Consider the following 24900-nt stretch of genomic DNA (forward strand, 5'->3'; position numbering starts at 1 on the left):
AGGGGGCCGGTCACACCCGGCGGCGCAGGAGGGTGCCCGGCTCGGCGCCGGCCAGCGTCTCCACCATCCAGTAGGCCTCGACCGGGACCAGCGGCTCGCTCAACGCGTCGAGCACGGTCGGATGATCGCAGCCGGCCTCGGTCAGCGCACCCAGCAGGGCGGGAATGGGTGCGAGGTCACCGGAGTCCAGGATGCGCCGAGCCAGCGGGCGGGTCTCGGCATACCAGGAACTGCGCGGCACGCTGTGCAGGAGAGCCGCCGACTTACGTACGACATCGTCCAGTTCCTCCCGGGGGAAGCGCGACCCCGCGCGTACCTCAGGAAATCGGTCGGCTGGCCGGATGAGCTCGGCGATCGCGGCCTCGTCGAGCACCTGCGGCGAAGCCGCGGGGGCAGTCGGCCACCAGTCGTCATCGGCGAACAGCGGCAGCGGAGCCTGCTCCGGCCCGGACGGCTCGGCGGGCGGCACGTCGCGGCGCAGCGACCGGTAGGCGGCGGTGCGGATCACGGCGATCTCCGACTCGTCGTCGTCCGGCGTGAGCGGGGCGAACGGCGACAGCAGGGCCACCACCAGGCCCGGATGCGGCAGCATCGGATCTTCCAGGGCGATCACCCGGGCGCACAGATCGAGCTCCCACCAGCGCAGCGCCGCCGGGTAAGGCCCCTGAGCGGGGGCCCGGCCGAGCTGGACCGGCTCGGAGAAGGCGGGCGTGCGCAGGCCCAGCGTGCGCTCCCGGGTGGCCAGGTCGATGTCGAGCACGAGCGCATAGCCGCCGGTCACCGGGAAAGAGGTGCGCAACTCACGACCATCGAGGTCGGCGGGATCGGCGGCGGACTCGCCCGCCCAGAACCCGGGGTCCTCGGCAAGGCGGCGCAGCGCCTCGGAAACGGGCACGGTGCCATCCTGCCCGGTGACGTCCGTTGCTGCCACGAGGACCCCGCCCGTTAGGCTGGTCGTCCCATGTCTGTTCTTAATGCCGCCCAGCAGAAGGCGGTCGCCGAGCTGCTCCGCGTGTCTCCCCTCGCGGACGAACTGGGGCGTCGGTTCGACGCCGCCGGTCATGAGCTGCACCTGGTCGGGGGCTCGGTGCGGGATGCGCTGCTGGGCCGGCTCGGCGACGACCTCGATTTCTGCACCGACGCGACGCCCGAGCAGACGCTCGCGATCGTGCAGGGGTGGGCCGACGCGATCTGGGAGACCGGTCGCGAGTTCGGCACGATCGGTATCCACAAGAACGGTCTCCGGCTGGAGATCACCACGTTCCGGGCGGAAGCGTACGACGGGGTCACCCGTAACCCGATCGTGCAATACGGCAAGAGCCTGCTCGACGACCTCGAGCGGCGGGACTTCACCATCAACGCGATGGCGGTGTCGCTGCCCGGACACGTCTTCACCGACCCGTACGGCGGTCTGGCCGACCTCGCGGCCAAGCTGATCCGCACCCCGGCGGCGCCGTCGCAGTCCTTCGGTGATGATCCACTTCGGATGTTGCGAGCCGCGCGGTTCGCCGCGAAGTTGCAGTTCACTGTGGATGAAGCGGTCATTTCGGCCATGACGACCATGTGCGCCGATCTCGACCGAATCACCGCGGAACGGATTCGCGACGAGTTCACCAAGCTGATGTGCGGTGCCGACCCGATCGCCGGCCTGCGGCTGCTCGTCGACACCGGCCTCGCCGACCGCTTCCTGCCCGAGATCTCCGGGCTCAAGCTCGAGATCGACGAGCACGCCCAGCACAAGGACGTCTACGAGCACACCCTGATCGTGGTCGCCAACGCGATCCGGCTCGAGGGCGACGAGGGCCCCGACTTCGTGCTGCGGATGGCCGCGCTGATGCACGACGTCGGCAAGCCGGCGACCAAGGCCGTCGGGCGCGACGGCCGGGTCAGCTTCCACCACCACGAGATCGTCGGCGCCCGCCTGACCAAACAACGCATGAAAGCCATGAAATACCCCAAGGACAGTACGGCCGAGGTGGTCGAACTCGTCTCCCTCCACCTGCGCTTCTACGGGTACGGGCGGGGCGAGTGGACCGATTCGGCGGTCCGGCGCTACGTCACCGACGCCGGACCACTGCTCTCCCGGCTGCACAAGCTGACCCGCTCCGACGTCACCACCCGCAACCGTCGTAAGGCCGCCAACCTGGCCGCCGACTACGACGCGCTGGAGGAGCGGATCGCCCGCCTGGAGGCCGAGGAAGACCTGGCCCGGGTGCGCCCCGACCTCGATGGCAACGCGATCATGGAGCTGCTCGGCGTGCCACCCGGTCCGATCGTCGGACAGGCCTGGCGCTATCTGAAGGAGTTGCGGCTCGACCGAGGCCCGCTGACGCGGGACGAGGCCGAGGCCGAGCTCTACAAGTGGGCCCGCGATCAGGGACACGTTTCCTGACTCGGCCGCCCCCCGAGGCAGAATCGGGGCCATGTTCGTCGTCGACTCACCGATCGGCCCGCTCGGTGTCTCCGTTGCCGGAGACACCGTGGTGGGGGTGCGATTCGGGGCGCCGCCCGGCCCGCTCGGCGCCCACCCGGCCCTCGACCAGCTGGCGGCCTATTTCGCCGGCGACCTCACCGACTTCACCGTGCCGGTCGAGATGCGTGGTGGCTCCGAGTTCGAGCGCGCCGTGTGGGGTCAGATCGCCAAGATCCCGTACGGCGAGATGGTGACCTACGGCGCGATCGCCACCGCCCTCGGCGACCCGGGCGCGGCGCGGGCAGTCGGCACCGCGTGCAACCACAACCCGATCCCGGTGCTCGTGCCGTGCCACCGGGTCGTCGGCGCGGGCGGCAAGATGGTCGGCTTCGGCGGTGGCCTCGATCGCAAGCGCCGGCTGCTGGAGCTGGAGGCCAGGGTCGCGTTGGCTCGGGCCTGGGGTTGACCAACGACTATAGTCTTGTGTGCACCCGTTCCACGACAACTCAAGATTTCCGGCCGGAGGTCGAGGATCGACTGCTCCACCTCGATCCGTCGGTGCATCAGCCAGATGCGAAACACCGAAACCCGTGATCTGGCCCGGCCGAGCTTTCGCCGACCACAAGGAGTCCTTCGATCTGATCGGCGACCGATGAGCGATCAACTATGGCCAGACGCCCCCGACCTTCGACAGCTGACGAGTCTCGTGCCGGGACCGGACGGCCGGGTCCGAGACGCCGCCCTTCTCGGCACCGTCATCTGAAGCTTTCCGCCTGGGAGCGGCTGACGATCACCGCCGAGATCACCCGTGGCGAGTTGGACGACGTGACGGCGATTGTTGAACCGGCTACGGCCGTACCTTCGTACGCGATGAGCAAACGGAAAAGGCCGGGGCGCCGCAGCGGCCCGGCCTTTCTCGATGCTTGCGGTCTTAGCGCTCGATGTCGCCGCGGATGAAGGCCTCGACGGACTCCTTCGCGTCGTGGTCATTGTACTGGACCGGCGGGGACTTCATGAAGTAGGACGACGCCGAGAGGATCGGGCCACCGATGCCGCGGTCCTTGGCGATCTTCGCCGCGCGGACCGCGTCGATGATGACGCCGGCCGAGTTCGGCGAGTCCCACACCTCGAGCTTGAGCTCGGCCATCAGCGGGGTGTCGCCGAAGGAACGGCCCTCGAGCCGGATGTACGCCCACTTGCGGTCGTCGAGCCACGGCACGTGGTCGGACGGGCCGATGTGCACGTCGCTCTTGATCATCTCGTGCGGGATCTGGGACGTCACCGACTGGGTCTTCGAGATCTTCTTCGAGACCAGACGGTTGCGCTCCAGCATGTTCATGAAGTCCATGTTGCCGCCGAAGTTGAGCTGGTACGTGCGCAGCAGCTCGACACCGCGGTCCTCGAACAGCTTGGCGAGCGCGCGGTGCACGATCGTCGCACCGACCTGGCTCTTGATGTCGTCGCCGACGATCGGCAGGCCGGCGTCGGTGAACTTCTGCGCCCACGCCGGGTCGGAGGCGATGAAGACCGGCAGCGCGTTGACGAAAGCGCAGCCGGCGTCGATCGCGGCCTGAGCGTAGAACTTGTCGGCCTGCTCGGAACCAACCGGCAGGTACGACACGACCACGTCGACCTGGGCGTCACGCAGAGCCTGCGCCACGTCGACGGCTTCGGCCGAGGACTCCTCGACCATCTCGCGGTAGTACACGCCCAGACCGTCGAAGGTCGGTCCACGCTGGACGGTGATGCCGGTCGGCGGCACATCGGTCAGCTTGATCGTGTTGTTCTCACTGGCGACGATCGCCTCGGCCAGATCCATGCCGACCTTCTTGGCGTCCACATCGAACGCCGCGACGAACTGCACGTCGGACACGTGGTAGTCGCCGAAGGTCACGTGCATGAGACCCGGGACGCGGTCGTTCGGGTCGGCGTTCTTGTAGTACTCCACGCCCTGGATCAGGGACGAGGCGCAGTTACCCACACCGACGATGGCGACGCGGACGGAACCCATCGCGTTTGCCTCCTTGTTTCATCACGGCCGGTCCTCGTGCGGACGCGGGGTTTGGGGGGTGTTGAGCGTGCCGGGAGTCTCCGGCGCTCGGCCGGAGCGCTCATTGGTGATGAGCTCCTCCAGCCAACGGACCTCGCGCTCACACGCGTCGAGTCCGTGTCGCTGCAGTTCGAGCGTGTAGGCGTCGAGCCGCTCGCCGGCTCGGGAGAGCACGTCGCGCAGACCCTCGCGCCGTTCCTCGATGCGCCTGCGGCGGCCCTCGAGGATGCGCAGGCGGGTGGCCTGGTCGGTGCGGGCGAAGAAGGCGAAGTGCACTCCGAAGCCGGCGTCGTCGTACGTTTCCGGTCCGGCCTGGGCGAGCAGCTCGGCGAAACGCTCCTTGCCCTCGGCCGTGATCTTGTAGATAACCCGGCCCCGTTTGCTGGTCATCGGGGGGATCATCGACGGGTCCGCCTCGGACTCGGTGATCCAGCCGGCCGCCTGCAGACGCTTGAGCGTCGGGTAGAGCGTGCCGTAACTGATCGCCGCCCGGATCGTTCCCAGTTTGGTGGCGAGTTCCTTGCGGAGCTCGTAACCGTGCATCGGGTTTTCCTGGAGCAGGCCGAGGATCGCCATGTCCAACATCCGGCCGCTCCTCTCCCACCTCGATTGACCGACACCTCAGGGCCCGGCTCCGAGCGAACCTGGCGCGATGTATCGGCCCGATACATCGCTACCGTAGATCGGCAGTTGGGTGGACGCAAGGAGAACGGGGAGTGTTGCCGGTTACGCAACGACCGCGCCACGCTGAGTGATGGCTGTCGCCGCTCGGGCGCGGACCGCGTACTCTCTTCGCCATGCGCACGCAGCGGCAGGTCGTCGACTACTCGCTACAGAAGCGAGCAGTGCTGCGTGACGTGCATAACGGGCGGGTCGGGGCGCTGGAAGTCTGCGATGCCTCGCCGTACCTGAAAAACGCTGCTCGTTTCCATGGCGAGCCGACCGAAGATCGCTGCCCGGTCTGCCGTCGCGAGAACCTCACCCTGGTGCATTACATCTATGGCGATGAGCTCAAGCAGTCCGCCGGACAGGCCCGAAAGCTGGCCGAGCTTCCCGTGCTGGCGATGACTCTGCGTGAGTTCCAAGTCTTCGTCGTGGAGGTGTGCCGCTCCTGCGCGTGGAATCACTTGATCCAGCAGTACATGCTGGGCCGGGACGCGCTCAACACCGACGAACTCGACCTGGGCGAGGCTGCCGCTTCGTCCGCCGCGGGCCGCCACCGCGAACCTGGGTCGTCATCGCAACGGCGGGAGGGCCGCGGATGACGTGGTTCGATCTCGCTACCGTAGGGACGACCCCGACCGACTCGGGCATCCAGCGCCGCAATCGGTCATTCATCACATTCGACAGGGCGGCTGCCGGTTTGCAGCCCAAATCGTCCGCTCGTGGCGGTGTCGGCGGGGGCCCCTCCAGGGCTCTCTCGGCGTGCGCCAACGCGACCGAGGTGTGACCGCATGAACCCGTACGGCGACCCGCAGTCCCCGCGTGCTCGGGCCAGTGTGCCCGGGGCCGGTGCCTCCGCGCCCGACGACCAATCCGCCGGGCCCAGCCCCGACGCGTACCGCCGTGGAGCCGGTGGACGTGCCTCCGTCGGCTCCGCATCGGTCGGTTCCGCGTCCGTCGGTTCCGCTTCGGCCGGCCGTGCCTCCGTCGGTGGTGCGCCGGTCGGCAGCGCTTCCGTCGGCGGTGTCGCCGGTTCCGCCCGGGTCGGCGCGCGCGCGTCGGTCGGTGCCGGCACCGGTTCGGTCGGTGGTCGGGCCTCGGTGGCCCGCGCCGCGGTCCGGCCCGGCACCGCCACTCCAGGTGGTCCACCGAACGCCCCCGTGCCCGGTGGTAAGGACAAGAAGTCGAAGGCGGCCAAGCGCCGCCGCCGCACCAACATCCTCACCGCCGCCGCCGCCGTGGTGGTGATCATGCTTGGTGCCGGGGTCGTCGGTGGCACCTACTTCTTCGACGACGTGGCGCTTCCGCCGCCGGTCACGGAGAACCAGCAGAACGCGATCCTCTACAGCAACGGCGCGTTGATCGAAAAGGTCGGCGACCAGAACCGCACCGTGGTCCCGGAAGACAAGATCAGCGACGTCGTCGAAAAAGCGGTGGCGGGCGCCGAGGACAAGAACTTCTACAACCACCACGGCATCGACATGAAGGGCATCGTCCGCGCCGCGTGGAACAACTTCACCGGTGGCGCCACCCAGGGCGCGTCGACGATCACCCAGCAGTACGCGCGGCACGCGGCTGACCTCAAGGCCATCAGCATCAACCGCAAGCTGCGCGAGGCTGTGATCGCCCGCAAGCTCGAGTCGCAGTACGACAAAGAGCAGATCATGGGGATGTACCTGAACTACGTCGACTTCGGCGAGGGCAGGTACGGCATCGAGGCCGCGGCGCTGGGCTACTTCGGCAAGTCGGTGACCACGCCGCCCGGCCAGAAGAACGCCGTCACGCCGTACGAGGCGGCGGTGCTCGCGTCGATCATCAAGCAGCCGTACAAGACGGGGTCGCACCCGGGTTACGACCCGAACGACAACATAGTCAACGGCAAGGTCGGCGGTCCCGCCCTCGAGCGGTGGGAATACACCATGAAGAACATGTTGGACATGAACTGGATCTCCCAGGACGTGTACGACAAGCGGGCCTACCCGAAGGTCAAGCCGCGCGGCGCCAAGGGTGCCTCCTCCGGTGCGGCCGACAAGCCGGTCGGCATGGTCACCCGGCACGTCATGGCCGAGCTGAACTCGATGGGGATCTCCGACCAGGAGTTCGAGCAGGGTGGTCTGACGATCACCACCACGATCGACCCCAAGGTGCAGAAGGCAGCCGAGGAGGCGGGCTCGCAGAAGAGCGATGACTCGCCGATGAACGGGCTGAACCCGAAGTACCAGGCAGCGGTCATCGGTATCGACCCGACGAACGGGCGGGTGCTCGGCTACTACGGCGGTGACACGCCGAGCGGTCTGGACTACGGCGGCTACATGTCGGCGAACGGCAAGGAGATCGTCGGCGGACAGTCGCCCGGCTCGACGATGAAGATCTACACGCTCGCGGCCGGTCTCAAAGAGGGCGTCTCGTTCGACAGTCTCTGGAACGGTGATCTGAAGCGCCGCAACGGCACCAAGATCAGCAACGCGGGTGCCGACCCGGGCAAGGTCTGTGGCGGAAAGATCAAGTACTGCGATCTCGAGACCGCGACGATCAAGTCGTACAACTTCCCGTTCTACTGGATCACCGACACGATCGGTCCCGAGAAGGTCATCGAGGCCGCCAAGGCCGCCGGTGTGAAGCACATGATCACCGATGAGAAGGCCGGCTTCAAGAACGGCGAGATCATCGACCTGACCAAGACCGACAAGAGCACCTGGCGCAATTCCTTTGACAACGAGGTCGGCTTCGGCCAGTACCGCATTCCCCCGCTGGAGCACGCCGAGGGCGTCGCGACGATCGTCGGCCAGGGCGTCCACCACAACGCTCACTTCATCAAGACGGTGAAGCGGACCGACCCGGAAAGCGGCAAGGTCACGGTCGTCGGCCAGGAGAACATCAAGGGCAACCGGGTGTTCGAGGCCGACCAGATGTCGAACCTCTCGGCGGTCATGAAGAAGATCGTCGAGGTCGACAACCGCGACCTCAAGGGTGGCCGCGAGGGCATCGCCAAGTCCGGCACCTGGGAATACCAGGAAGGCAGCGGTGACTGCTGGTTCGTCGGTGGCACACCGCAGATCGCCGCGACGGTCTGGGTCGGCGGTAAGGGCAACAAGGTCCAGCTCAAAGAGCGGGACGGCAAGAAGGACATGTTCGGTGCCGGCACCCCGTCGAAGATCTGGAAGATGTTCCTCGACACCGCCTCCAGTGCCCTGGACCTGAAGAACGAAGACTTCCCGGCCCGGATCAAGACCGGTGACCCGTCCAAGTTCGGCAACGGTGAGAAGCCGCCGGAGGCGCCGGTCAACAACGACTGTGCCCTCGCGGTGATCGGCCTCGGTTGTGGAAACAACGGCGGTCAGAACAACGGTGGCCAGAACGACGGCGGTCAGAACAACGGTGGCCAGAACAACGGCGGGCCGAACAACGGCGGCAACAACGGCGGCCAGAACAACGGCGGCCAGAACAACGGCGGGCCGAACAACGGCGGCAACGGTGGCGGCCCGGGCAACGGCGGCAACGGTGGCGGCAACGGCAATACGGGCGACGGAAACGCGGCCCAAACCAACGGCGATTAGCCACTGCCTCCGGCTTCACCTCGAACCGGCGCGCGTCCTCTCGGAGGGTGCGCGCCGGTTTTCGGTATCCGGGCGAACCACAGGTGATCGGACGCACGCTCCTTGAGGTTCTTAAGGCATGATGCGTTGTCATGAGCACGCAACCGTCCGAGGACATTGACCGTCCCGATGATGTCGAAGCACCGGTGACCGGTGTTCCGGCGACCAGCGCTCAGGCGACCGGGGACGGGTTCGTCCGTGGACTCTCCGAGGCGATCGGTGGACCGCTCGGATCGCACGCCGTGCGGCCCGACGCGCGGCGCGGGCGGTTCTGGACGGCGGCGCGGATCATCCTCGCGCTGACCTGCCTCACGCTGGCGTTCTCATGGGTGCAGAAGTCCCCCTGCCAGACCGGTGACTGGCAGAAGAACATCCAGTACACCCGGTTCTGCTACACCGACGTGCTCGCGCTCTATTACGCCGAAGGACTCAACGAGGGCAAAGTTCCCTACCAGGATCACGCCGTGGAATACCCGGTGGTGACCGGCTACTTCATGGGTGCCCTCGGACTGCCGATCCACGCCTACGGTGTGAAGCACCCGGACATCAACCAGGGTCGGTGGTTCTACAACGCGAACGCCCTGGTGCTCTCCGCGCTCGCGGTGGCGACCGCCGCCGTCATCCTCGCGCTCCGCCGACGGCGACCCTGGGACGCGGCGATCTTCGCGCTGTCCCCGATCATCTTCTTCACCGCCACCGTCAACTGGGACTTCCTCGCCATCGGGTTCGCGGCGTTCGGGCTCTACCTATGGGCGAAACGCAAGCCGGCCTGGGCCGGCGTGTTCCTGGGATTGGGCGCGGCGGCGAAACTGTGGCCGCTGTTCATCCTCGGACCGATGCTGGTGCTGGCCCTGCGCTCGAAGACGGTGCGGGCGTGGGCCGTGGCCTTCGGGACCACGGCTCTGACCTGGATCGCGGTCAACTTCCCGGTCTGGTACCTATGGCATGAGAGTTGGCTGCGGTTCTTCCGACTCAACAGTGAGCGGCCGGTCGACTGGGGCACCCTCTGGTACATCGGGCGTTACCTCGACGGCAAGTGGCACAACGGCAGCCAGGGTGACCAGGGCCCCTTCCAATGGCTGAGCAATCACGTGCCAACCCTCAACCTCGTGACGTACGGGCTTTTCGGGCTCGCCTGCGTCGGAATCGCCTTCCTGGCCCTGACCGCCCCGCGCCGCCCCCGCCTGGCCCAGCTGTCCTTCCTGGTTGTCGCCGCGTTCCTGATCTTCAGCAAGGTCTGGTCGCAGCAGTACGTCCTGTGGCTGCTCCCGCTGATCGTGCTGGCCCGGCCGCGCTGGGGCGCGATCATCGCCTGGACGGTGGCCGAGTTCGGCTACTTCACCGCGTTCTACGCCGAGCTGCTCGGCGCCGGTGGCAAGCCGGTGATCCCCGAGGGCACGTTCGTGCTGGCCTCGACCCTGCGCATCGTCACCGTCGCGGTCCTCTGTGGCCTGGTGATCCGCGAGATCTGGCGTCCCGAGCTCGACGCGGTCCGGCAGTCCTACTCCGACGACCCCGACGGTGGCCCGCTCAACGAGCCGGACGCCCGCTGGATCGACGCCCTGCGGCGCACTTTTGGCATCGGCCCCAAGCCGAAGCCGAAGGTCGACGAGGAGGCCGAGGCCCAGCCTCCCGCCGAGCCCACCCCCGCCGGGGCGTCCGCTTCTTGACCGGCGCTCTCGCGGCTACCTCCCGGCAGTCTGGAGGGGGCTCACCGGTTGAGTCTGGCCGGGCAGGATCACTTGACCTGTCTGGCCCGGCTGCGTTCCTTGACCCGGCTGCGTTCCTTGGCCCGGTTGCGTGCCCAGGCCCGGTTGGTTGGGGAAGCCCGACGGGTTGATGCCGGGCTGGTTCGAGCCGGGCTGGTTCGAGCCGGGCTGTTGGGGCTGGTTCGCCGGCGGGCTGAGCCGGAACACGACCGCGTCGTCCAGGTCCTCGCGGGTGATACCGAGTGAGTCGACCGGCACGTCGCCGGCCCGTTCCCACGGCGTGCCGGTGACGTAGCCGCGCAGCAGAAGAACAGTGGTGACGCCCCGCGTCTTCAGGTAGGCGACGCTCGCCTGGTCAGGGAACGCCGCGACGTTTCGGCGCAGGTCCGCTTGACGTCCGGCGGCGAAACCCCCGGCACCGTTCGCCATCCGCTGGAAGCGGGTCGTGGACCACAGCATCACGGTCTGGTCGGTCAGCTCGCCGGTCGGCAGCACGAGCATCGGTCCGGTGATCGTACGCATCGAGGTCGGCTGATCCGGGACGACTGGGTGGGCGGTGGAGTTCCAGCCTTCGACCAGCACCAGGACCAGCGGGATCATGGTGGCGGCACGGAGCCACGGGCCGGGCCACGGCGGAATCCGGTGCTCGGCCCAGTGGTCGGCACGGCGGACGAACTCGGCCACCGCCCCGGCAGCAAGGACCGCAAGCAACAGCGTCACCCAGAGCATGAGCCGGCCGGGGATGCGGCTGCCGACCGACGCGGGCAGGTGGCCGAAGAGGGGCAGGTAGGTCCAGCGGCCGTCGAAGAAGTTGGTGCCGAGCGTCAGGATGACCGTGCCGGCCAGGCCGGCCAGCAGGAACAGGCGCTGCCACAGCGTCCAGATGGAGAAGGCCAGCCCGGCCAAGGCGAGGGCGTAGAGGACGAAGCCCGGCAGCAGCGACATCTCGGCCGGCCAGGCCAACGACGATCGAGGTACGGAGTGCGGGCCGCCCCAGATGCGCGACTCGGCCGGGCCGATCAACAGGCTGCGCAGCGGCGGCGAGAAGAACTTGATCTCGGCAATGGCTGTCGACGCGCCGGAACTCTTGAAGTACGGAAGGGCGATCAGCGCGGCGACACCGACCACGATCAGTGGTCCGATGATGTCGGTCGCCAGCAGCCGCCAGCCCAGCACCGGGCGCTCGACGGGCCGGCGCCACCAGCGGATCGGCACCCGCACCAGTAAGCCGAGCAAAATCAGACCCAGCACGCCCAGGAACGGCAGGCCGAGCGAGAAACCCAGACTGACCTGCCACGCCGCGACCAGCCAGCCGGCCGCCGCCCAGCCGGCGCTGCGGTGCGTACGTCGGAAGCCGCGCCGCATCGACCAGCCGTGCCCGCGAGCCAGCATGGCGAGCGCGAGCGGGATGCCGCCGGCCGAGATGATGTCGAGGTGCCCCTCCTGGGCAAGGCGCCACGGGGCGTACGCGAAGGCGACCGCGGCCACGGCGGCCCCGGTGCGACCCGCGCCCAACTGCCGGACCAGGGCGTACGAGCCGATCAGCAGCAGCGCGTGGGCCAGCACGAAAAGGATGTTGTAGCGCAGCGTCGCAGCCAGTGGACCGGCACCAAGCATGCCGGCCGGGGCGTAGCCGAGCAGGCTGTCACCGAAGGCGAAGCTGTTGACCTCGGGGAAGAACGCGTTCGACTGCCACAGCTTGACCGGGTCGGTGAGCAGGATGTGCCCACCCCAGGCAACCTGCCAGGCTTGCCGGGCCGGGTCGGCGGCGTCTTGCGGCAGAGTGTGCAGTGGATATTGCAGGGCGGGCCAGGTCAGCGCCACAGCCATGGCCAGGGCGATGTAGGTGACCACGGCGTACTCGTGGATCAGAGCCCGGCCCAGCACCCGCAGCCCGCGCCGGATGCGCCCCGGCCCACGCTCGGGCGCGCTGGCGAACGCTCGCCACGGATCGGGCGGTACGTGCGCGGGTCGATCGCTGGGCAGGGGTTCCTTGAGCTTGACCGCCGGGCCAAACTCCGGCGAAACGCCCACTTCGGACGATGGCCCGCCGGTGAACCCAGCCGCCGCGGCCATGGCACCGACCGGCGGTTTCTCAACCGGCGGTTTCCCAACTGTCGCGGGGACAGCTTGCGCGGGGATATGCGGCCCGGCCGTTTCCCGCTTTCCGAAGGAGATCAGACGCCGCCACCCGGACCGCCCCGGCGCCGTCGCCGACCCTGCCACGCCCGACCCTGCCACGCCCGACCCTGCCACGCCCGACCCTGCCACGCCCGATCCTGACGCGCCCGACTCCGGTACGGCCGGCTGCGTCAATGTCGAGGAGATAGCGGGAGGAGCCTCGGTCGCTTTGTCGAGCAGTGCGGCCCGAGCCGTCTCCGACATCGGCGGCCCAGGCTTCGCGGCCGAACCCGCCGTTGCCGAACCCGTGGTTGCCGAACCTGTGGCTGTCGAACCCGTGGCTGCCTGTGCCGGGTCTGCCGTCGGTTTCGCCCGGCTCGTGGGCACCGCTGCAGGGCCTGCCGCTGCTTTCGCTGGGCCCGCGCCTGGCTGAGCTGGGCCCGCGCCTGGCTGAGCTGGGCCCGCGCCTGGCTGAGCCGGGCGGGAGAGCGGCAACGGATTGGCAGACGGCAGCGGGTTGGTGGGCGAGAGCGAGCCGGCGGCCGGCGGATTGGCGGGCGAAGGCTGGCGGGCGGACGGGTTGATGGGCGCGGGCGAGCGGCCGGCCGGCGGGTTGATGGGCGAGGGCGAGTCGGCGGCCGGCGGGTTGATGGGCGAGGGCGAGTCGGCGGCCGGCGGGTTGGTGGGCGCGGGCGGGTTGGTGGGTGCCGGCGGTGAGAGGTCGCCCTGCTGGGCCGTAGGAGGGCCGCCCTTGCCCGCGGGTGCTGGCCGTGGCGTCTCGGGTGCTGGGCGCAGGGTCTCGGGTGCTGGCCGCGGTGCGTCGGGCGCCGGGCGTGGTGTCTCTAAGGCCGGGCGCAGGGTGTCGGAATCGGGGGCACGGGGGGCCGGCGGGGTGGGGGCCGGGGACTGCTTCGGCTGGTCGGTGGTCATGGTTCTCCCCAGTCAGCAGGCGCGTCAGCGGCCCGCCCGCTCCCGCAGGAGGGCGATGTCGGCGGTCTGGCCCTCGACGCCGCCGGGCGTCTCGACGACGGCCGGGGCGCCGGAGGCGCGGATCGCGGCCACCACCAGCTCCGGGTCGATCTTGCCATTACCGAGGTTGTCGTGCCTGTCCTGGCCGGAGTCGAAACCGCCCTTGGAGTCGTTGGCGTGGATCAGGTCGATCCGGCCGGTGATCGCTTTGACGCGGTCGACGATGCCGATCAGGTCTTCGCCGCCGGCGAACGCGTGGCAGGTGTCGAGGCAGAAGCCGGCGCCGAAGCTGCCCACGGCGTCCCACAGGCGGGCCAGGTCGTCGAAGCGACGGGCGCAGGCGTTGTCGCCGCCCGCGGTGTTCTCGATCAGGATCGGCAGAGGCAGGCCACCGTCCTTCTCCGCGTACTCGAAGGCCTTGCGCCAGTTCTCGAAGCCGGCCGCCAGGTCGGCGTCTTTGCCGACGTGTCCGCCGTGCACGATCAGGCCCTTCGCGCCCAGCTCGGCGGCGGCCTGGGCATGCGCCATGAGCAGCTTGCGGCTCGGGATGCGGATGCGGTTGTTGGGCGACGCGACGTTCACGATGTAGGGCGCGTGGATGTAGATGTCCACCTCGGACTCGCGCAGGGCCGCGGCATCCGCACGCGGTTTGGGGGACTTGTAACCCTGCGGGTCGGTCAGGAAGAACTGGACGGCGTCGGCACCGCGGGCGGTGGCCGCCTCCAGCGGGTCGGTGGGATCGACATGGGCTCCGATGCGCATGGGGAAGAGCCTACGACGGGGGTGCGACGCTTTCTGCCGCGTCACCGTGCCGCATCAGACCTCGTTTACCCCCATCGAGACATTCGTCCAACTGGGGAGATGGTTCATGTCGCGGCAGTTCCGATACCGGAGCACGGCGTTGGTGCTGGGCGGACTGATCGTCGGCGCACCGTTGCTGTTGGCCGGGACGGCGAGCGCCGAACAGCTGGGCCCGGTCGGACGCCAGGTGACCTTCGGCGGGGGCGGGATCATGGGCTTCTCCTGCCGTTCGCACCCGGACGTGGAATCGCTGGTGGTGCCGGCCAAGAGCAAGGTGCGGTTGATCAACCGCACCGGTTACAGCGCGCGGCTGCTGCTCGCCGGCAAATCGAAGGGCACGCTGCCCGACGACTCGTTCACCGAGGTGGTCTTCCGTCGCGGGACCACGTCGGTCACGCTCAAGCCGAACTGCCCGGTCGGTGAGGACGTCGCGCCGCTCATGGTGACGGCCTCGCCGTCGGCCGCGGCCGCGCCACCGAAACCGAGCCCGGAGCCGACCGGCGACCACTCGAGCTCGGCGGCCGCCGTGTCGGCGGGCTCGCCGGACGCGCCGACCCGGCCGGGTGCGGGCACGAAGCGGTCCGACTCGGCGCCGGCCAAGCGGCCCAGGACCACGATCGCCGGTCACGGCGGGGTTCGGAAGCCGAGGCTGCGGACCTCGTCGGTCGCCCGGGCCGCTACGACGGAGGTGCAGGCCATGCCTCAGGGCGGCAATGCGCCGAAGATCAAGACCAAGCGGCCGGACGGTACGGCGGGAAGTCCGACGCCGACGTTCGCGGGCATGCCGCCCGGTGACGAGAAGGCACTGCTCCCCGGCGTACCGCAGCTTGATCCGGCGCCGACCGCGCAGGAAGCCGCACCGACGGCAAACAGCCCGACGCCCGCCGAGGTCGCCGCGGCGGAGCCGGTGGCGACGATGGAGCCGATGCCCGAGTCCGGGCCGATCGGACTTCTCGGGCTGATCGCCGCAGTGTGTGTGCTGGGCGTCGGGACAGCGACAATTCGGGCGATCGTGTCGCGACGTGCAAATCGGGCAAATATGGCGTAACGTGGCCGTCAACAAGCTCCGCGGGGCGGCCGTGTCCAACCTCATCGGTGTGGTCGTTCCTCCCCAGGTCCCACCCAGCGAATGCGGATCGGGCGCCCCGCGGCTGTAAGTGAAGGACCCCGTCGGCCGGCGGGGTCCTTTTCCGTTGCCAGCCGATTTGGGCAGGTCGGCCCACCTGGGTATGCTTGCTCGGTTCGCAGTGTCGACGCCGTGGGCGGCAGTTGATCCCACGGCTTTTCGCTGCGACGGACACAAGACCTCCTGCCGCGGAGATACCGCGGCCGTCAAGCCCACAGGAGGTGAGAAAGTCTTGCGTCATTACGAACTCATGGTGATCCTCGATCCTTCACTCGAGGAGCGCACCGTCGCCCCGTCGCTCGACCAGTACCTGAACGTGATCAGGACCGCGGGTGGCTCGGTGGAGAAGCTCGACGTCTGGGGCCGTCGCCGGCTCTCGTTCGAGATCAACAAGAAGGCCGAAGGCATCTACGCCGTCGTCGATCTTCAGGCGACCCCCGCGGCCGTCGCCGAGCTGGACCGTCAGCTGCGGCTCAACGAGAACATCCTGCGTACCAAGGTCATCCGGCCCGAGACCCGCTGATCCTCGTTTTTGTCAGGGGGTTCTGAGAACCTCCTACGAACGAGAACAGCGGCGAGGAGTAGATCATGGCAGGAGAAACCGTTATCACGGTCGTCGGGAACCTCACCGACGATCCCGAGCTGCGCTTCACCCCGTCGGGTGCGGCGGTTGCCAAGTTCCGCATCGCGTCCACGCCGCGGACCATGGACCGCCAGTCAGGCGAGTGGAAAGACGGCGAGCCACTGTTCCTAGCGTGCAACATCTGGCGTGACGCTGCCGAGCACGTCGCCGAGTCGCTTCAGCGCGGCTCACGGGTGATCGTGCAGGGCCGGCTGCGCCAGCGGTCTTACGAGACCCGCGAGGGAGAGAAGCGCACCGTCTACGAACTCGAGGTCGACGAGATCGGCCCGTCCCTGCGATACGCCACGGCGAAGGTGCAGCGGATGAACCGCTCCGGCGGCGCTGGAGGTGGCGGCTTCGGCGCCTCCAACGGCGGTGGTAGTGGCGGTGGCGGCAACCGGCAGCCCACCAGCGGTGGCGGCGGAGGTAACAACTTCGACGACCCGTGGGCTACAGCCGCTCCGGCCCAGGGCAGCCGTCCCAGCGGCGGCGGCAACTCCTCGTTCGACGACGAGCCTCCCTTCTAGCCCGCGAGGGCTGCACGAGTTCAGGAGTAAGAGCAATGGCTAAGGCTGCGGCACTGCGCAAGCCGAAGAAGAAGGTGAACCCGCTCGACAAGGACGGGATCACCTACATCGACTACAAGGACACCGCCCTGCTGCGGAAGTTCATCTCCGACCGGGGCAAGATCCGTGCCCGCCGGGTCACCGGAGTGACCTCCCAGCAGCAGCGGCAGATCGCCCGCGCGGTCAAGAACGCCCGCGAGATGGCGCTCCTGCCGTACACGGCGACGGCGCGCTGAGGAAGGTCTGCCAAATGAAGATCATCCTCACTCACGAGGTGTCGGGTCTCGGCACTCCCGGTGACATCGTCGAGGTCAAGAACGGCTACGGCCGTAACTACCTGCTGCCCCAGGGTTTCGCGATTCAGTGGACCAAGGGTGCCGAGAAGCAGGTCGCGATCATCAAGCGGGCGCGTGACGCCCGGGAGATCCGCGACCTGGGCCAGGCCAACGAGGTCAAGGAGCAGCTCTCCGGCCTCAAGGTCACGCTGAGCGCGCGGTCCGGCAACGGCGGCCGTCTGTTCGGTTCGATCACGCCGGCCGAGATCGTCGATGCGGTCAAGTCCGCCGGCGGGCCGTCCCTCGACCGTCGCCGCCTCGAGATGCCGGCTCACATCAAGACCACCGGCTCGTACAACGTGCAGGTCAAGCTGCACCCCGAGGTGACCGCAACGTTCCCGGTGAACGTGGTGGCGGCCAAGTAGTTCCGCTTTCGTCGGCGCGTCAGGCTTCGGCCTGGCGCGCCGATGGCTTTCCCGGCTCAGCTCAGACTGTTGCCGGTGATCGCGGAGGCCAGCACTGTGGCCAGTCCGCCGCCCACGACCGCGGCGGCGAGGCCCACGCTGATCGCCTTCCACGAACTGCTGAACTTTCGCAGGCCCACCGCCACCAGCACGCTGAGCACCAGCGAGATGAGGAACTGCGGGGCGGCGCCGGCCAGCGTGTCCAGGGCGTGCGTCTTCGCATCGCTGTTGACCACCAGCATGTACACGATGAACAGGACGATCGGTACGCCGTACCAGATCACTGTGTAACCGACCGCGGCCAGCGGGCCGCCCGCCTCCTGATCGCCCTCCTCGTCGTCCGGGTCGAGCAGGTCGCTCTTGCGGATCGTCGGGAAGCTGCCGGTCACCGGCCGCCGCTCGTAGGAGCCGGTCATGCCGCTCTGCCAGCTGCCCGAACGCGGTTCCGGCTGCGCGCGCGGGACCGGCGAGATCAGCGAGGTGGAGGTGGAGGATAAGTTCGACGACTCGACGGCGGCTGAGCCGCTCGGCCGAAAGGGAAGGTAATCCGAGGTGCCGAAGCGCCTTGACTCTCCCTCGGCAAGGCTGCTGCGATCGGCTAGATCACGGCGCCAGTCGTTGTCGCCACCCTCTCGATAGACGGCCGAGCCACGGCCGTTGTCGGGTTCGTCGGAGAGTTGCCACGAACTGAGGTCCTTGTTGCCGGGTTCGCCGAGAGTCCAGGACGGTGCCTCGGTGGGTGTTCCTGTGCCCCCACTCGGCCGGCCGGCCCCCTCGGGGTCGAGCTCACGGCGCCAGCCGGCGGCGCCCGGCGGCTCCTCCTCGGCACGTCGCCGCCCGCCCGTGTTCGGCTCGAGATCACGGCGCCAACCAGCCGCTCCCGCCGGTTCCGCGGCCGGCCGGGCCCCGTTCGGGTCGAGATCCTGCCGCCAGTCCGCCACGGGTTCCGCGCCGCGCCGAGCACTGCCGCCGGGGTCGAGCTCGCTGCGCCAGTCGTCGCCCGCCGGGCGGGCGCCGTAGGGCAGGCCGCTGCGCGGAGCATTACCCGGAGCGCCGTACGTCACGGCGCTGCTCGGCGGGGCACCGGCCTCGTCGGCCCGCGCACGTCCGCCCGATAACTCGCGACGAGGACTGCCGTACGCGGTGCCACTGGTCGGCACGGAACTGCCATATGCCGGTCCGCTGGTGGGGGCCGCGCCGTACGCGGTGGTGTCGTCGGCGCGAGCACGCCCGCTCGGCAGCTCCCGCCGCGCGGAGCCGTAGGCCGGGCCGCTTGCCGGGGCGGCGCTCCCGTAGGTCGGGCCACCCGCACCAGCGCTGCTGCCGTAGGTGCCGCCGCCATAGCCCGGTCCGTCGTCGGGCCCGCCGCCGTGGCCCGGCCCGTCTGCGTAGCCCGGCCCGCCGTCGTAGCTCGGCCCGTCGGCATAGCCCCGCCGGTCGCCGGTCGCCCCGCCGTAGCCGGGCCGGTCGCCGTTTGCCCCGCCGTCGTAGCCCGGTCCGTCGTCCGGCCCGCCGCCGTAGGTGTTGCCGCTGGTCAGTTCACGGCGCGGGGAACCGAACGCGGGACCGCTGCGCGGTGCGCTGGACCCACCTCCGGCCGGCGGGTTGCCCCAATCGTCGTCGTCCTGCTCCGGTCGGCGCCGTGCAGCCCGGCCACCGTCGTCGGCCGCGGACGGCCCGGCCGGTAACTCGCGACGCGGCGGCGGACCGGTGTGGTTCTGCGTCTCGCGCCGGGCGGCCTCCGCACGCCACGCCGTGACACGCGGATCGTCCTCGGAACGGCTCCACTGACCGGTGTCGGGGTCGCGCGTCCAACTGCTCGTGTCGGGCTCGGCCGACCACGAGCCGGTGTGCTCGCGCCAGTCGTCCTTGACCTCGTTGTAGCGCGCCTTGCCCCGCGACGGCGGCCGCGGCGGCCCGTCGGGGCGGGCCCGACGACCGGCCGGGGCACCCGGACCGCTGCGGGCACCGGCGACACCACGATCGTCCTCGGGAAAGCGGGACGCCTCGGCGTCCTCGGCGGCGGCCCGACTGCGGCGCCGGCCGATCCCGGTGGACGACACGCCCGCGTCGGCGGGATATCCGGCCGCACCGCGCCCGAAGCCGCCGCCGGGTTGCTCCCCCGCGCCGGGATCGCGCTGGTCCATCGGGCCGGCGCCGCGGCCGAAACCGGTGGTCGGAGCCGACGCGGGTGGCTCGCCGGGATAGCCGAAACCGCCGCCGCGACCGTAACCGGCGGGCGGCGCGTCAGCCGGATAGGCACCCCGGCCGAAGCCGTTCGTCGGCGCCGGGGGCGGCGGTTCAACCGGATAGCCGGTGCCACGCGCAAGCCCGGAGGTCGGCGCGCTGGCCGGGGGTGCGTCGCCGGGGTAGCCGCCGCGTCCGCCGGCTGGGGGTGCGTCGCCCGGGTAGCCACCGCGTCCGCCGGCCGGGGGTGCGTCGCCCGGGTAGCCGCCGCGGCCGTAGCCGGTGGTCGGTGCGGTGGGCGGGGGTTCGACCGGGTAGCCGCGTCCGAATCCGGAGGCCGGCGCGCTGGCCGGGGGCGCGTCGCCGGGGTAAGCAGAGTCGCCGGGGTAAGCAGCGTCGCCGGGGTAGCCGCCGCGCCCGTAGCCGGTGGTCGGTGCTGAGGACGGCGGGTCAGCCGGGTAGGTCGAGGCGGCACCGCGGCCGAAACTGCTGGTGGGTGCGGCGGCGGGGGGATCGGCTGAGTAGGTGCCACGGCCGTAGCCGGTGATGGGTGCGGCGGCCGGCGGGTCGGCGGAGTAGCTGCCTCGGCCGTAGCCGGTGGTCGGCGCCGACGATGGCGGGTCGGCCGGGTAAGCACCTCGGTCCGCGCCGCGTCGCGAGCCGGCGGGGCCCGGGCCGAAGCCGGTCGTCGGGGCGGCGGCGGACGGATCGGCCGGGTAGGTGTCTCGGCCGTAACCGGTGGCCGGGGCATCGGTGCCGTAACCGCGTGCTTCGGCGGACGGGGCCTCGTCGGCGTAGCGGCTGCGGCGTGGCGTGGCGGGGGGTGCCTCGGCGGCGCGGCCAGTCGGGCGGTCGTCGTAGCTGGTCGGCAACGGCACGGCCACGCTGCGTGAACCGTGACCGGAATCGTCACGGCGGGCGCGTCGACCGGTCGGGGTGTCGTCGTCGTACGGGGTCGACGGGAGTGCTCGGCGGCCGGTGGAGCCGTCGTGCCGGCCGCTGCCGGTGCCGGTGCGAGTGTCGGTGGACCAGGGCGGGGTGGACCCGGTGCGCGTGCCGGTGGACCACGGCGGGGTGGAAGCGGTGCCGGGGTCGGCGAACAGCGGGATGCTTCCGGTGTCGGTGTGGCCGGCCCAGTTGTCGGAGTCGGAGCGCGTCGCCCAGCCCGTACCCCCGGAGGGCGCGGATCCATCCTCGGGAGCGCGCCGGCGCCCCACCCGCGGTGACCCACCGCCCTGATCCGCGTCTCGCCGCCACGCGGCGCGGTCGTCCTCGCGCACGAGATGGCGTCCGTCGTCGCGGGAGGCCTGCCAGCTCGGCTGCTCGGCCGGCTCGTCCATGCGCAGCCAGCTCGACATGGAGTCGGAAGCGGGCGGCGGAGGTTTCGCCGCGGAGCGGCTTGCCGCCTGATCGGTCCAGGTGGCGGTGCCCTCGATGGCGTCGCGCTGCCAGGGCTGCCGGCCCCGCTGCTCGGCCGGCGGATCGACGAGTTGCTGCCAGGACGGCGAGCTCTCGGCGGGAGTGCGTGGAGCGGGTGGCGTCTGCGTTTCCGGCCAGGAGCTGCCCGAGCTCGGCGACGTGAACTGTTGCCACGCGGGGCGGGACTCGGCTTTGTCGGCGGAGGTGGACGGCGACCAGGCGTTGCCCGAGATGGCCGGCTGGGCGGCGGGAGTGTCGACGGGCGGCCGGTATGAGTCGTTGCCGTCGGTCTGCCAGGCCTCGGTGGTGGAGCGGAAACCGTGCGAGCCGGTGGTGGAGCGCCACTCGGTGGTCTGCCGCCAGCGCGCGCCGGCGGCCCGCCACTCGGAGGTCTCGGTGCGCCAGCCGACGCCGTCGGCCGGGAACGTGGGGCGGCCCTGGGCGACGTCGGACCAGCGATTGGCCGGCTCGACCGACTGCGACTGGTCAGCGTCGGCCTGCTGGGCCCACTGGTCGGCGCGGCGCTGCCAGGCGAGGGCCTCGGCACTGGGCTGCATGCTGCCGGTGTCGGTTAGCGACGCCCATTTCGGCTCAGGCTCTACAATATCGGTACGTTCTGGACTCTGAGCGGGCCACGGCTGCGCGGCACGACGATCCCGCGGCATGCGGGCGCCGTAGTCCCATTCCCGTTGGTCCACCCAGAAAGCGTGACGTGCGCGAGTCCGAACCGCAACGCCTCCGGGCGATGGCTTGCTCACGCGGGGCAGCTTTTTCGTCCTCCACAGGTGGGGACAACGTTATTGCTGCTGGATAAGGCCGGTGTTGTGCCAACAAGTTCAGTTGTCCCCAGGCTGTACACAGCACTGCCCACAGGCTGGGGCGGGATGTCCACAGGTTCTCCCAAGGCTCGTCCACCGATGAGCTTGGGCAGGCGGGGCAGAGGTTCGTAGAGTGGGGCCGCCTTGATCGGGTCGAATCTTCCTGATCATGGCCGGGGTTCAGCCGAAAGTGTCGTACCCCGGCGGTTTGATCTCAGGAAAGTCAGCCAAGCGGAGGGGGTCCGTGGTGTCGATCACCGACGACGCACGGCCGGATTCAAGGCCACCGGCGCAGTCGCCGGGTGGCGGCCCGCCGCGCAAGGGCGGTCCGGGTGGCCCGGGTGACGGCGGTTCGTCCGGGGGTGGTGGCGGTTTCGACAAGTCGCCCCCGCAGGACGTGGCGGCCGAGCAGGGCGTGCTCGGCGGCATGTTGCTGTCCAAGGACGCGATCGCCGACGTCGTCGAGATCCTCAAGGTGCAGGACTTCTACCGGCCGGTCCACGCCACGATCTACGACGTCGTCCTCGAGCTCTACGGTCGTGGTGAGCCGGCCGACGCGCTGACCGTGGCCGCCGCGCTGGCCGACTCGGGCGATCTGCAGCGCATCGGCGGCGTGCCCTATCTGCACACGCTGATCGAGAGCGTGCCGACCGCGGCCAACGCCTCCTACTACGCCCGCATCGTCTCCGAGCGGGCGATCCTGCGCCGGCTGGTCGAGGCGGGCACCAAGATCGTGCAGCTCGGCTACGGCGCCAACGGCCACGGTGGTCGCGACGTCGACGACATCGTCGACCTCGCCCAGCAGGCGATCTACGACGTCACCGAGAAACGCGTCAGCGAGGATTTCGCGTCCATCGGCGACATGCTGCAGCCCACGGTCGACGAGATCGAGGCGATCGGGGCGGCCGGCGGCGGGATGGCCGGCATCCCGACCGGCTTCTCCGATCTCGACCGGCTGCTCAACGGTCTGCACCCGGGCCAGCTGATCATCGTGGCCGGGCGACCCGGTCTCGGTAAGTCGACGGCGAGCATGGATTTCGCGCGTAATGCCGCTATTCGCAACAACTGCGCGAGTGCCATCTTCTCGCTCGAAATGAGCAAGATCGAAATGGTTATGCGGCTTTTGTCAGCTGAGGCGCGAGTGCCGCTGCACGTGTTGCGTTCCGGTCAGCTGACCGACGACGACTGGGCCAAGCTCGCGCGGCGGATGGGCGAGATCAGCGAGGCGCCGATCTTCGTCGACGACACGCCGAACATGAACCTGATGGAGATCCGGGCCAAGGCACGGCGACTCAAACAGCGGCACAACCTCAAGTTGCTCGTGATCGACTATCTCCAGCTGATGAGCTCGCCGAAGAAGACCGAGAGCCGGCAGCAGGAGGTCTCCGAGCTTTCTCGTGGCCTCAAGCTGCTGGCCAAGGAGATCGAGTGCCCGGTGATCGGCGTCTCGCAGCTGAACCGTGGTCCCGAGCAGCGCACCGACAAACGGCCGCAACTTTCCGACCTGCGTGAGTCCGGCTCCATCGAGCAGGACGCCGACGTGGTCATCCTGCTCCACCGTGATGACTACTACGACAAGGAGTCACCACGGGCGGGCGAGGCCGACTTCATCGTGGCCAAGCACCGAAACGGCCCCACCGACACCATCACGGTGGCGGCTCAGCTGCACCTGTCGCGCTTCGTCGACATGGCGATCTAGGCAGCCGACGTGCCGCTCCACTGCCCCGCACCGTGGTAGGGCAGTGGCGCCGGTGCGCCCTGGGGGTCGACGACCAGGGCGTCCATCGAGACGACGTTGCCGGCCGACGGCGCGCCCCGGTGGCCATAGAGCGGCACGCCCGCACCGATGCGGCCGATCTGCGGGTCGAGGAAGAGAATCGCGCCGTCCTGATTGACCGCCGCCCAGGCATGGCAGCCGCCGCCCTCGAGGTCGGTCAGGATGAAAGCGAACGATCCGTAGCCCGAGTTGTGCAGATGGTTGGTCAAATTCCGCATGGCGGCTTCGACCGCCGACCGGGCCGCGCCGGGCTCAGCCCCACCCTGATAGGGGCAGAGGTTCTGGAACGTCGAACTCGTCGCCAGCTCGATCCGCCGCAAACCATGCCATTCGCCGCCGATCGGCCGAGCGGGCTCCCCGGCGGCATAGGAGTCGAACGTACGCGGCGCCGCCACCCGGGGCCGCGCATGCATATAGGTGTCGAACAGCGCGAGCACACCGTCCACACAGTTCAGTGCCCGCGCCGGGTCGGACACCGGCCCACCGGCGTTCGCCAGCGCGAACCAACGTCCCGCCCGCGGATCAGCCAGGCGAAGCGCACGGCCGTCGCCGTCCCGCGGCACCGCGTCTTCAAGTGCCTTCTGATGTACGGCCTGGGGCGCGCGCAGACCGCCATAAGTGTCGTAACGCCGAGTCAGGTCGATCGGCAGCGAACCATTCAGTGCTGAGCGCTGATCCTTGGGCGACGCCACATCACCCGCGGCGCCCGAGCCGGACGGCGGGTCGGCCTCGGCGGCTGCCGAGCTGAGCACCACGGCCGGCCGGAGAAAACCGGCTGCCACCTTCGCGGCGGCCTTCTCGATCTGACCGAGGAGCGCCCGCAACTGCGTCGACCGGGCTCGCAGCTCCTCGCCGCGTTCTCGGGACCCGGAGAGGATCTCCTGGTCGGCGAGCTGACCGAGTTTGCGGATCCGAGCTCTCGTCTCGTCCGCCACGGTGGTCAGAAAGACCGAGTACTCATGCTGCTGAATGTCGGCGGCATAACCGAACTTCTCCGGCAGCGCGGGGCTCTGCGACCAGGCACCGGGCGGCAGAATGACGGTTCGCGTGCCCGGATCCGCAGCGTTTCCGCCGTTCGCCGGTGTCCGGGACAACCGGGCAATCCGCTCCAACTCCGCCTGCGGAATCCGTCGGGTGGCGGCACCGTCCGCCCCCGCCGGCTGCTTGGCCGGCGTGGTCACCGCCCCGCCGCGCGAGCGTGCCAACACGCCGGCCGCGCTGATCCCACGCCCGCCCTCCTGGTTGACCCCACCACGTTCGGCTGGAGCAGCGTGCCGATCCCCGGCCGCGTTCTTGCCTCGCCGAGGGGTGTTGCCCCGCTCGG

General features: G+C 69.7%; 18 protein-coding genes. 11 read left to right on the top strand and 7 right to left on the bottom strand.

From position 1 onward, the window contains the following. Positions 1 to 10: 10 nt before the first annotated feature. Positions 11 to 895 carry a hypothetical protein gene (locus Afe05nite_RS18335; protein ID WP_239117940.1) on the bottom strand — a complete coding sequence of 295 codons (885 nt, stop codon included), beginning with the start codon at positions 893 to 895 and terminating at the stop codon, positions 11 to 13. A 66-nt stretch (positions 896 to 961) separates the two neighbouring features. Between Afe05nite_RS18335 and Afe05nite_RS18340 the strand changes: the two genes are divergently transcribed. Further along, positions 962 to 2392, top strand: coding sequence for a CCA tRNA nucleotidyltransferase (locus Afe05nite_RS18340; protein WP_203818348.1), 1431 nt, complete (start codon positions 962 to 964; stop codon positions 2390 to 2392). A gap of 31 nt (positions 2393 to 2423) precedes the next feature. Continuing rightward, positions 2424 to 2879: a methylated-DNA--[protein]-cysteine S-methyltransferase gene (locus tag Afe05nite_RS18345; RefSeq protein WP_203818349.1), complete on the top strand. Its 456-nt coding sequence runs from the start codon at positions 2424 to 2426 to the stop codon at positions 2877 to 2879. 465 nt (positions 2880 to 3344) lie between these two features. Here the strand turns inward: Afe05nite_RS18345 and Afe05nite_RS18350 are convergent, their stop codons facing one another. Both Afe05nite_RS18350 and Afe05nite_RS18355 read right to left on the bottom strand, forming a co-directional pair. Continuing rightward, on the bottom strand, positions 3345 to 4424 hold the full coding sequence (locus Afe05nite_RS18350; protein WP_203818350.1) for an inositol-3-phosphate synthase: 1080 nt from the start codon (positions 4422 to 4424) through the stop codon (positions 3345 to 3347). A 21-nt stretch (positions 4425 to 4445) separates the two neighbouring features. Next, positions 4446 to 5048, bottom strand: a complete 603-nt coding sequence (locus Afe05nite_RS18355; protein ID WP_203818351.1) for a PadR family transcriptional regulator — start codon at positions 5046 to 5048, stop codon at positions 4446 to 4448. A gap of 212 nt (positions 5049 to 5260) precedes the next feature. Between Afe05nite_RS18355 and Afe05nite_RS18360 the strand changes: the two genes are divergently transcribed. From Afe05nite_RS18360 to Afe05nite_RS18370, 3 genes are all read left to right on the top strand, one after another. Then, complete coding sequence (locus tag Afe05nite_RS18360; protein WP_203818352.1) at positions 5261 to 5728, top strand: DUF5318 domain-containing protein; 468 nt, start codon at positions 5261 to 5263, stop codon at positions 5726 to 5728. A gap of 189 nt (positions 5729 to 5917) precedes the next feature. Further along, entirely contained in the window at positions 5918 to 8683 is a 2766-nt protein-coding gene (locus Afe05nite_RS18365; protein ID WP_203818353.1) for a transglycosylase domain-containing protein, read from the top strand. Between the two features lie 131 nt (positions 8684 to 8814). Continuing rightward, a complete protein-coding gene (locus Afe05nite_RS18370) occupies positions 8815 to 10392 on the top strand; it encodes a glycosyltransferase family 87 protein (protein WP_203818354.1) in 1578 nt (525 codons plus the stop codon). A 15-nt stretch (positions 10393 to 10407) separates the two neighbouring features. On the opposite strand, the gene Afe05nite_RS18375 is transcribed toward Afe05nite_RS18370, so the two are convergent. Both Afe05nite_RS18375 and Afe05nite_RS18380 read right to left on the bottom strand, forming a co-directional pair. Continuing rightward, entirely contained in the window at positions 10408 to 12465 is a 2058-nt protein-coding gene (locus Afe05nite_RS18375; protein WP_239117941.1) for a hypothetical protein, read from the bottom strand. A gap of 1041 nt (positions 12466 to 13506) precedes the next feature. Then, on the bottom strand, positions 13507 to 14283 hold the full coding sequence (locus tag Afe05nite_RS18380; protein WP_203818355.1) for a deoxyribonuclease IV: 777 nt from the start codon (positions 14281 to 14283) through the stop codon (positions 13507 to 13509). Between the two features lie 106 nt (positions 14284 to 14389). On the opposite strand from Afe05nite_RS18380, the gene Afe05nite_RS18385 reads away from it, so the two are divergent. The 5 genes from Afe05nite_RS18385 to rplI all read left to right on the top strand — a co-directional run bounded on the left by Afe05nite_RS18385 (position 14390) and on the right by rplI (position 17336). Then, positions 14390 to 15370: a hypothetical protein gene (locus Afe05nite_RS18385; RefSeq protein WP_203818356.1), complete on the top strand. Its 981-nt coding sequence runs from the start codon at positions 14390 to 14392 to the stop codon at positions 15368 to 15370. A gap of 310 nt (positions 15371 to 15680) precedes the next feature. Then, a complete protein-coding gene (rpsF, locus tag Afe05nite_RS18390) occupies positions 15681 to 15971 on the top strand; it encodes a 30S ribosomal protein S6 (RefSeq protein WP_203818357.1) in 291 nt (96 codons plus the stop codon). A 65-nt stretch (positions 15972 to 16036) separates the two neighbouring features. Continuing rightward, entirely contained in the window at positions 16037 to 16597 is a 561-nt protein-coding gene (locus Afe05nite_RS18395) for a single-stranded DNA-binding protein (RefSeq protein WP_203818358.1), read from the top strand. Positions 16598 to 16632: 35 nt separating this feature from the next. Beyond that, a complete protein-coding gene (rpsR, locus tag Afe05nite_RS18400) occupies positions 16633 to 16872 on the top strand; it encodes a 30S ribosomal protein S18 (RefSeq protein ID WP_007073789.1) in 240 nt (79 codons plus the stop codon). Between the two features lie 14 nt (positions 16873 to 16886). Continuing rightward, positions 16887 to 17336 (top strand): 50S ribosomal protein L9, encoded by a 450-nt coding sequence (gene rplI, locus Afe05nite_RS18405; RefSeq protein WP_203818359.1) that lies wholly within the window; start codon positions 16887 to 16889, stop codon positions 17334 to 17336. Between the two features lie 56 nt (positions 17337 to 17392). On the opposite strand, the gene Afe05nite_RS18410 is transcribed toward rplI, so the two are convergent. Continuing rightward, positions 17393 to 21538: a hypothetical protein gene (locus tag Afe05nite_RS18410; RefSeq protein WP_203818360.1), complete on the bottom strand. Its 4146-nt coding sequence runs from the start codon at positions 21536 to 21538 to the stop codon at positions 17393 to 17395. 514 nt (positions 21539 to 22052) lie between these two features. On the opposite strand from Afe05nite_RS18410, the gene dnaB reads away from it, so the two are divergent. Next, the gene (dnaB, locus tag Afe05nite_RS18415; protein ID WP_438868373.1) at positions 22053 to 23498 is read left to right on the top strand and encodes a replicative DNA helicase; all 1446 of its coding nucleotides are present in this window, start codon (positions 22053 to 22055) and stop codon (positions 23496 to 23498) included. On the opposite strand, the gene Afe05nite_RS18420 is transcribed toward dnaB, so the two are convergent. Further along, a partial coding sequence (locus tag Afe05nite_RS18420) for a toxin glutamine deamidase domain-containing protein (RefSeq protein WP_239117943.1) occupies positions 23495 to 24900 on the bottom strand: 1406 nt, incomplete at its 5' end. The two genes, dnaB and Afe05nite_RS18420, sit on opposite strands and share 4 nt — an antisense overlap.

The organism is Paractinoplanes ferrugineus (genome assembly GCF_016862195.1).
In the GTDB taxonomy this organism is placed as follows: Bacteria; Actinomycetota; Actinomycetes; order Mycobacteriales; family Micromonosporaceae; genus Actinoplanes; species Actinoplanes ferrugineus.

Coding starts and splice junctions, on each gene's coding strand:
- Afe05nite_RS18340 (WP_203818348.1), top strand. CDS start 962: ATGTCTGTTCTTAATGCCGCCCAGCAGAAGGCGGTCGCCGAGCTGCTC.
- Afe05nite_RS18345 (WP_203818349.1), top strand. CDS start 2,424: ATGTTCGTCGTCGACTCACCGATCGGCCCGCTCGGTGTCTCCGTTGCC.
- Afe05nite_RS18350 (WP_203818350.1), bottom strand. CDS start 4,424: ATGGGTTCCGTCCGCGTCGCCATCGTCGGTGTGGGTAACTGCGCCTCG.
- Afe05nite_RS18355 (WP_203818351.1), bottom strand. CDS start 5,048: ATGTTGGACATGGCGATCCTCGGCCTGCTCCAGGAAAACCCGATGCAC.
- Afe05nite_RS18360 (WP_203818352.1), top strand. CDS start 5,261: ATGCGCACGCAGCGGCAGGTCGTCGACTACTCGCTACAGAAGCGAGCA.
- Afe05nite_RS18365 (WP_203818353.1), top strand. CDS start 5,918: ATGAACCCGTACGGCGACCCGCAGTCCCCGCGTGCTCGGGCCAGTGTG.
- Afe05nite_RS18370 (WP_203818354.1), top strand. CDS start 8,815: ATGAGCACGCAACCGTCCGAGGACATTGACCGTCCCGATGATGTCGAA.
- Afe05nite_RS18380 (WP_203818355.1), bottom strand. CDS start 14,283: ATGCGCATCGGAGCCCATGTCGATCCCACCGACCCGCTGGAGGCGGCC.
- Afe05nite_RS18385 (WP_203818356.1), top strand. CDS start 14,390: ATGTCGCGGCAGTTCCGATACCGGAGCACGGCGTTGGTGCTGGGCGGA.
- Afe05nite_RS18395 (WP_203818358.1), top strand. CDS start 16,037: ATGGCAGGAGAAACCGTTATCACGGTCGTCGGGAACCTCACCGACGAT.
- rpsR (WP_007073789.1), top strand. CDS start 16,633: ATGGCTAAGGCTGCGGCACTGCGCAAGCCGAAGAAGAAGGTGAACCCG.
- rplI (WP_203818359.1), top strand. CDS start 16,887: ATGAAGATCATCCTCACTCACGAGGTGTCGGGTCTCGGCACTCCCGGT.
- Afe05nite_RS18410 (WP_203818360.1), bottom strand. CDS start 21,538: ATGCAGCCCAGTGCCGAGGCCCTCGCCTGGCAGCGCCGCGCCGACCAG.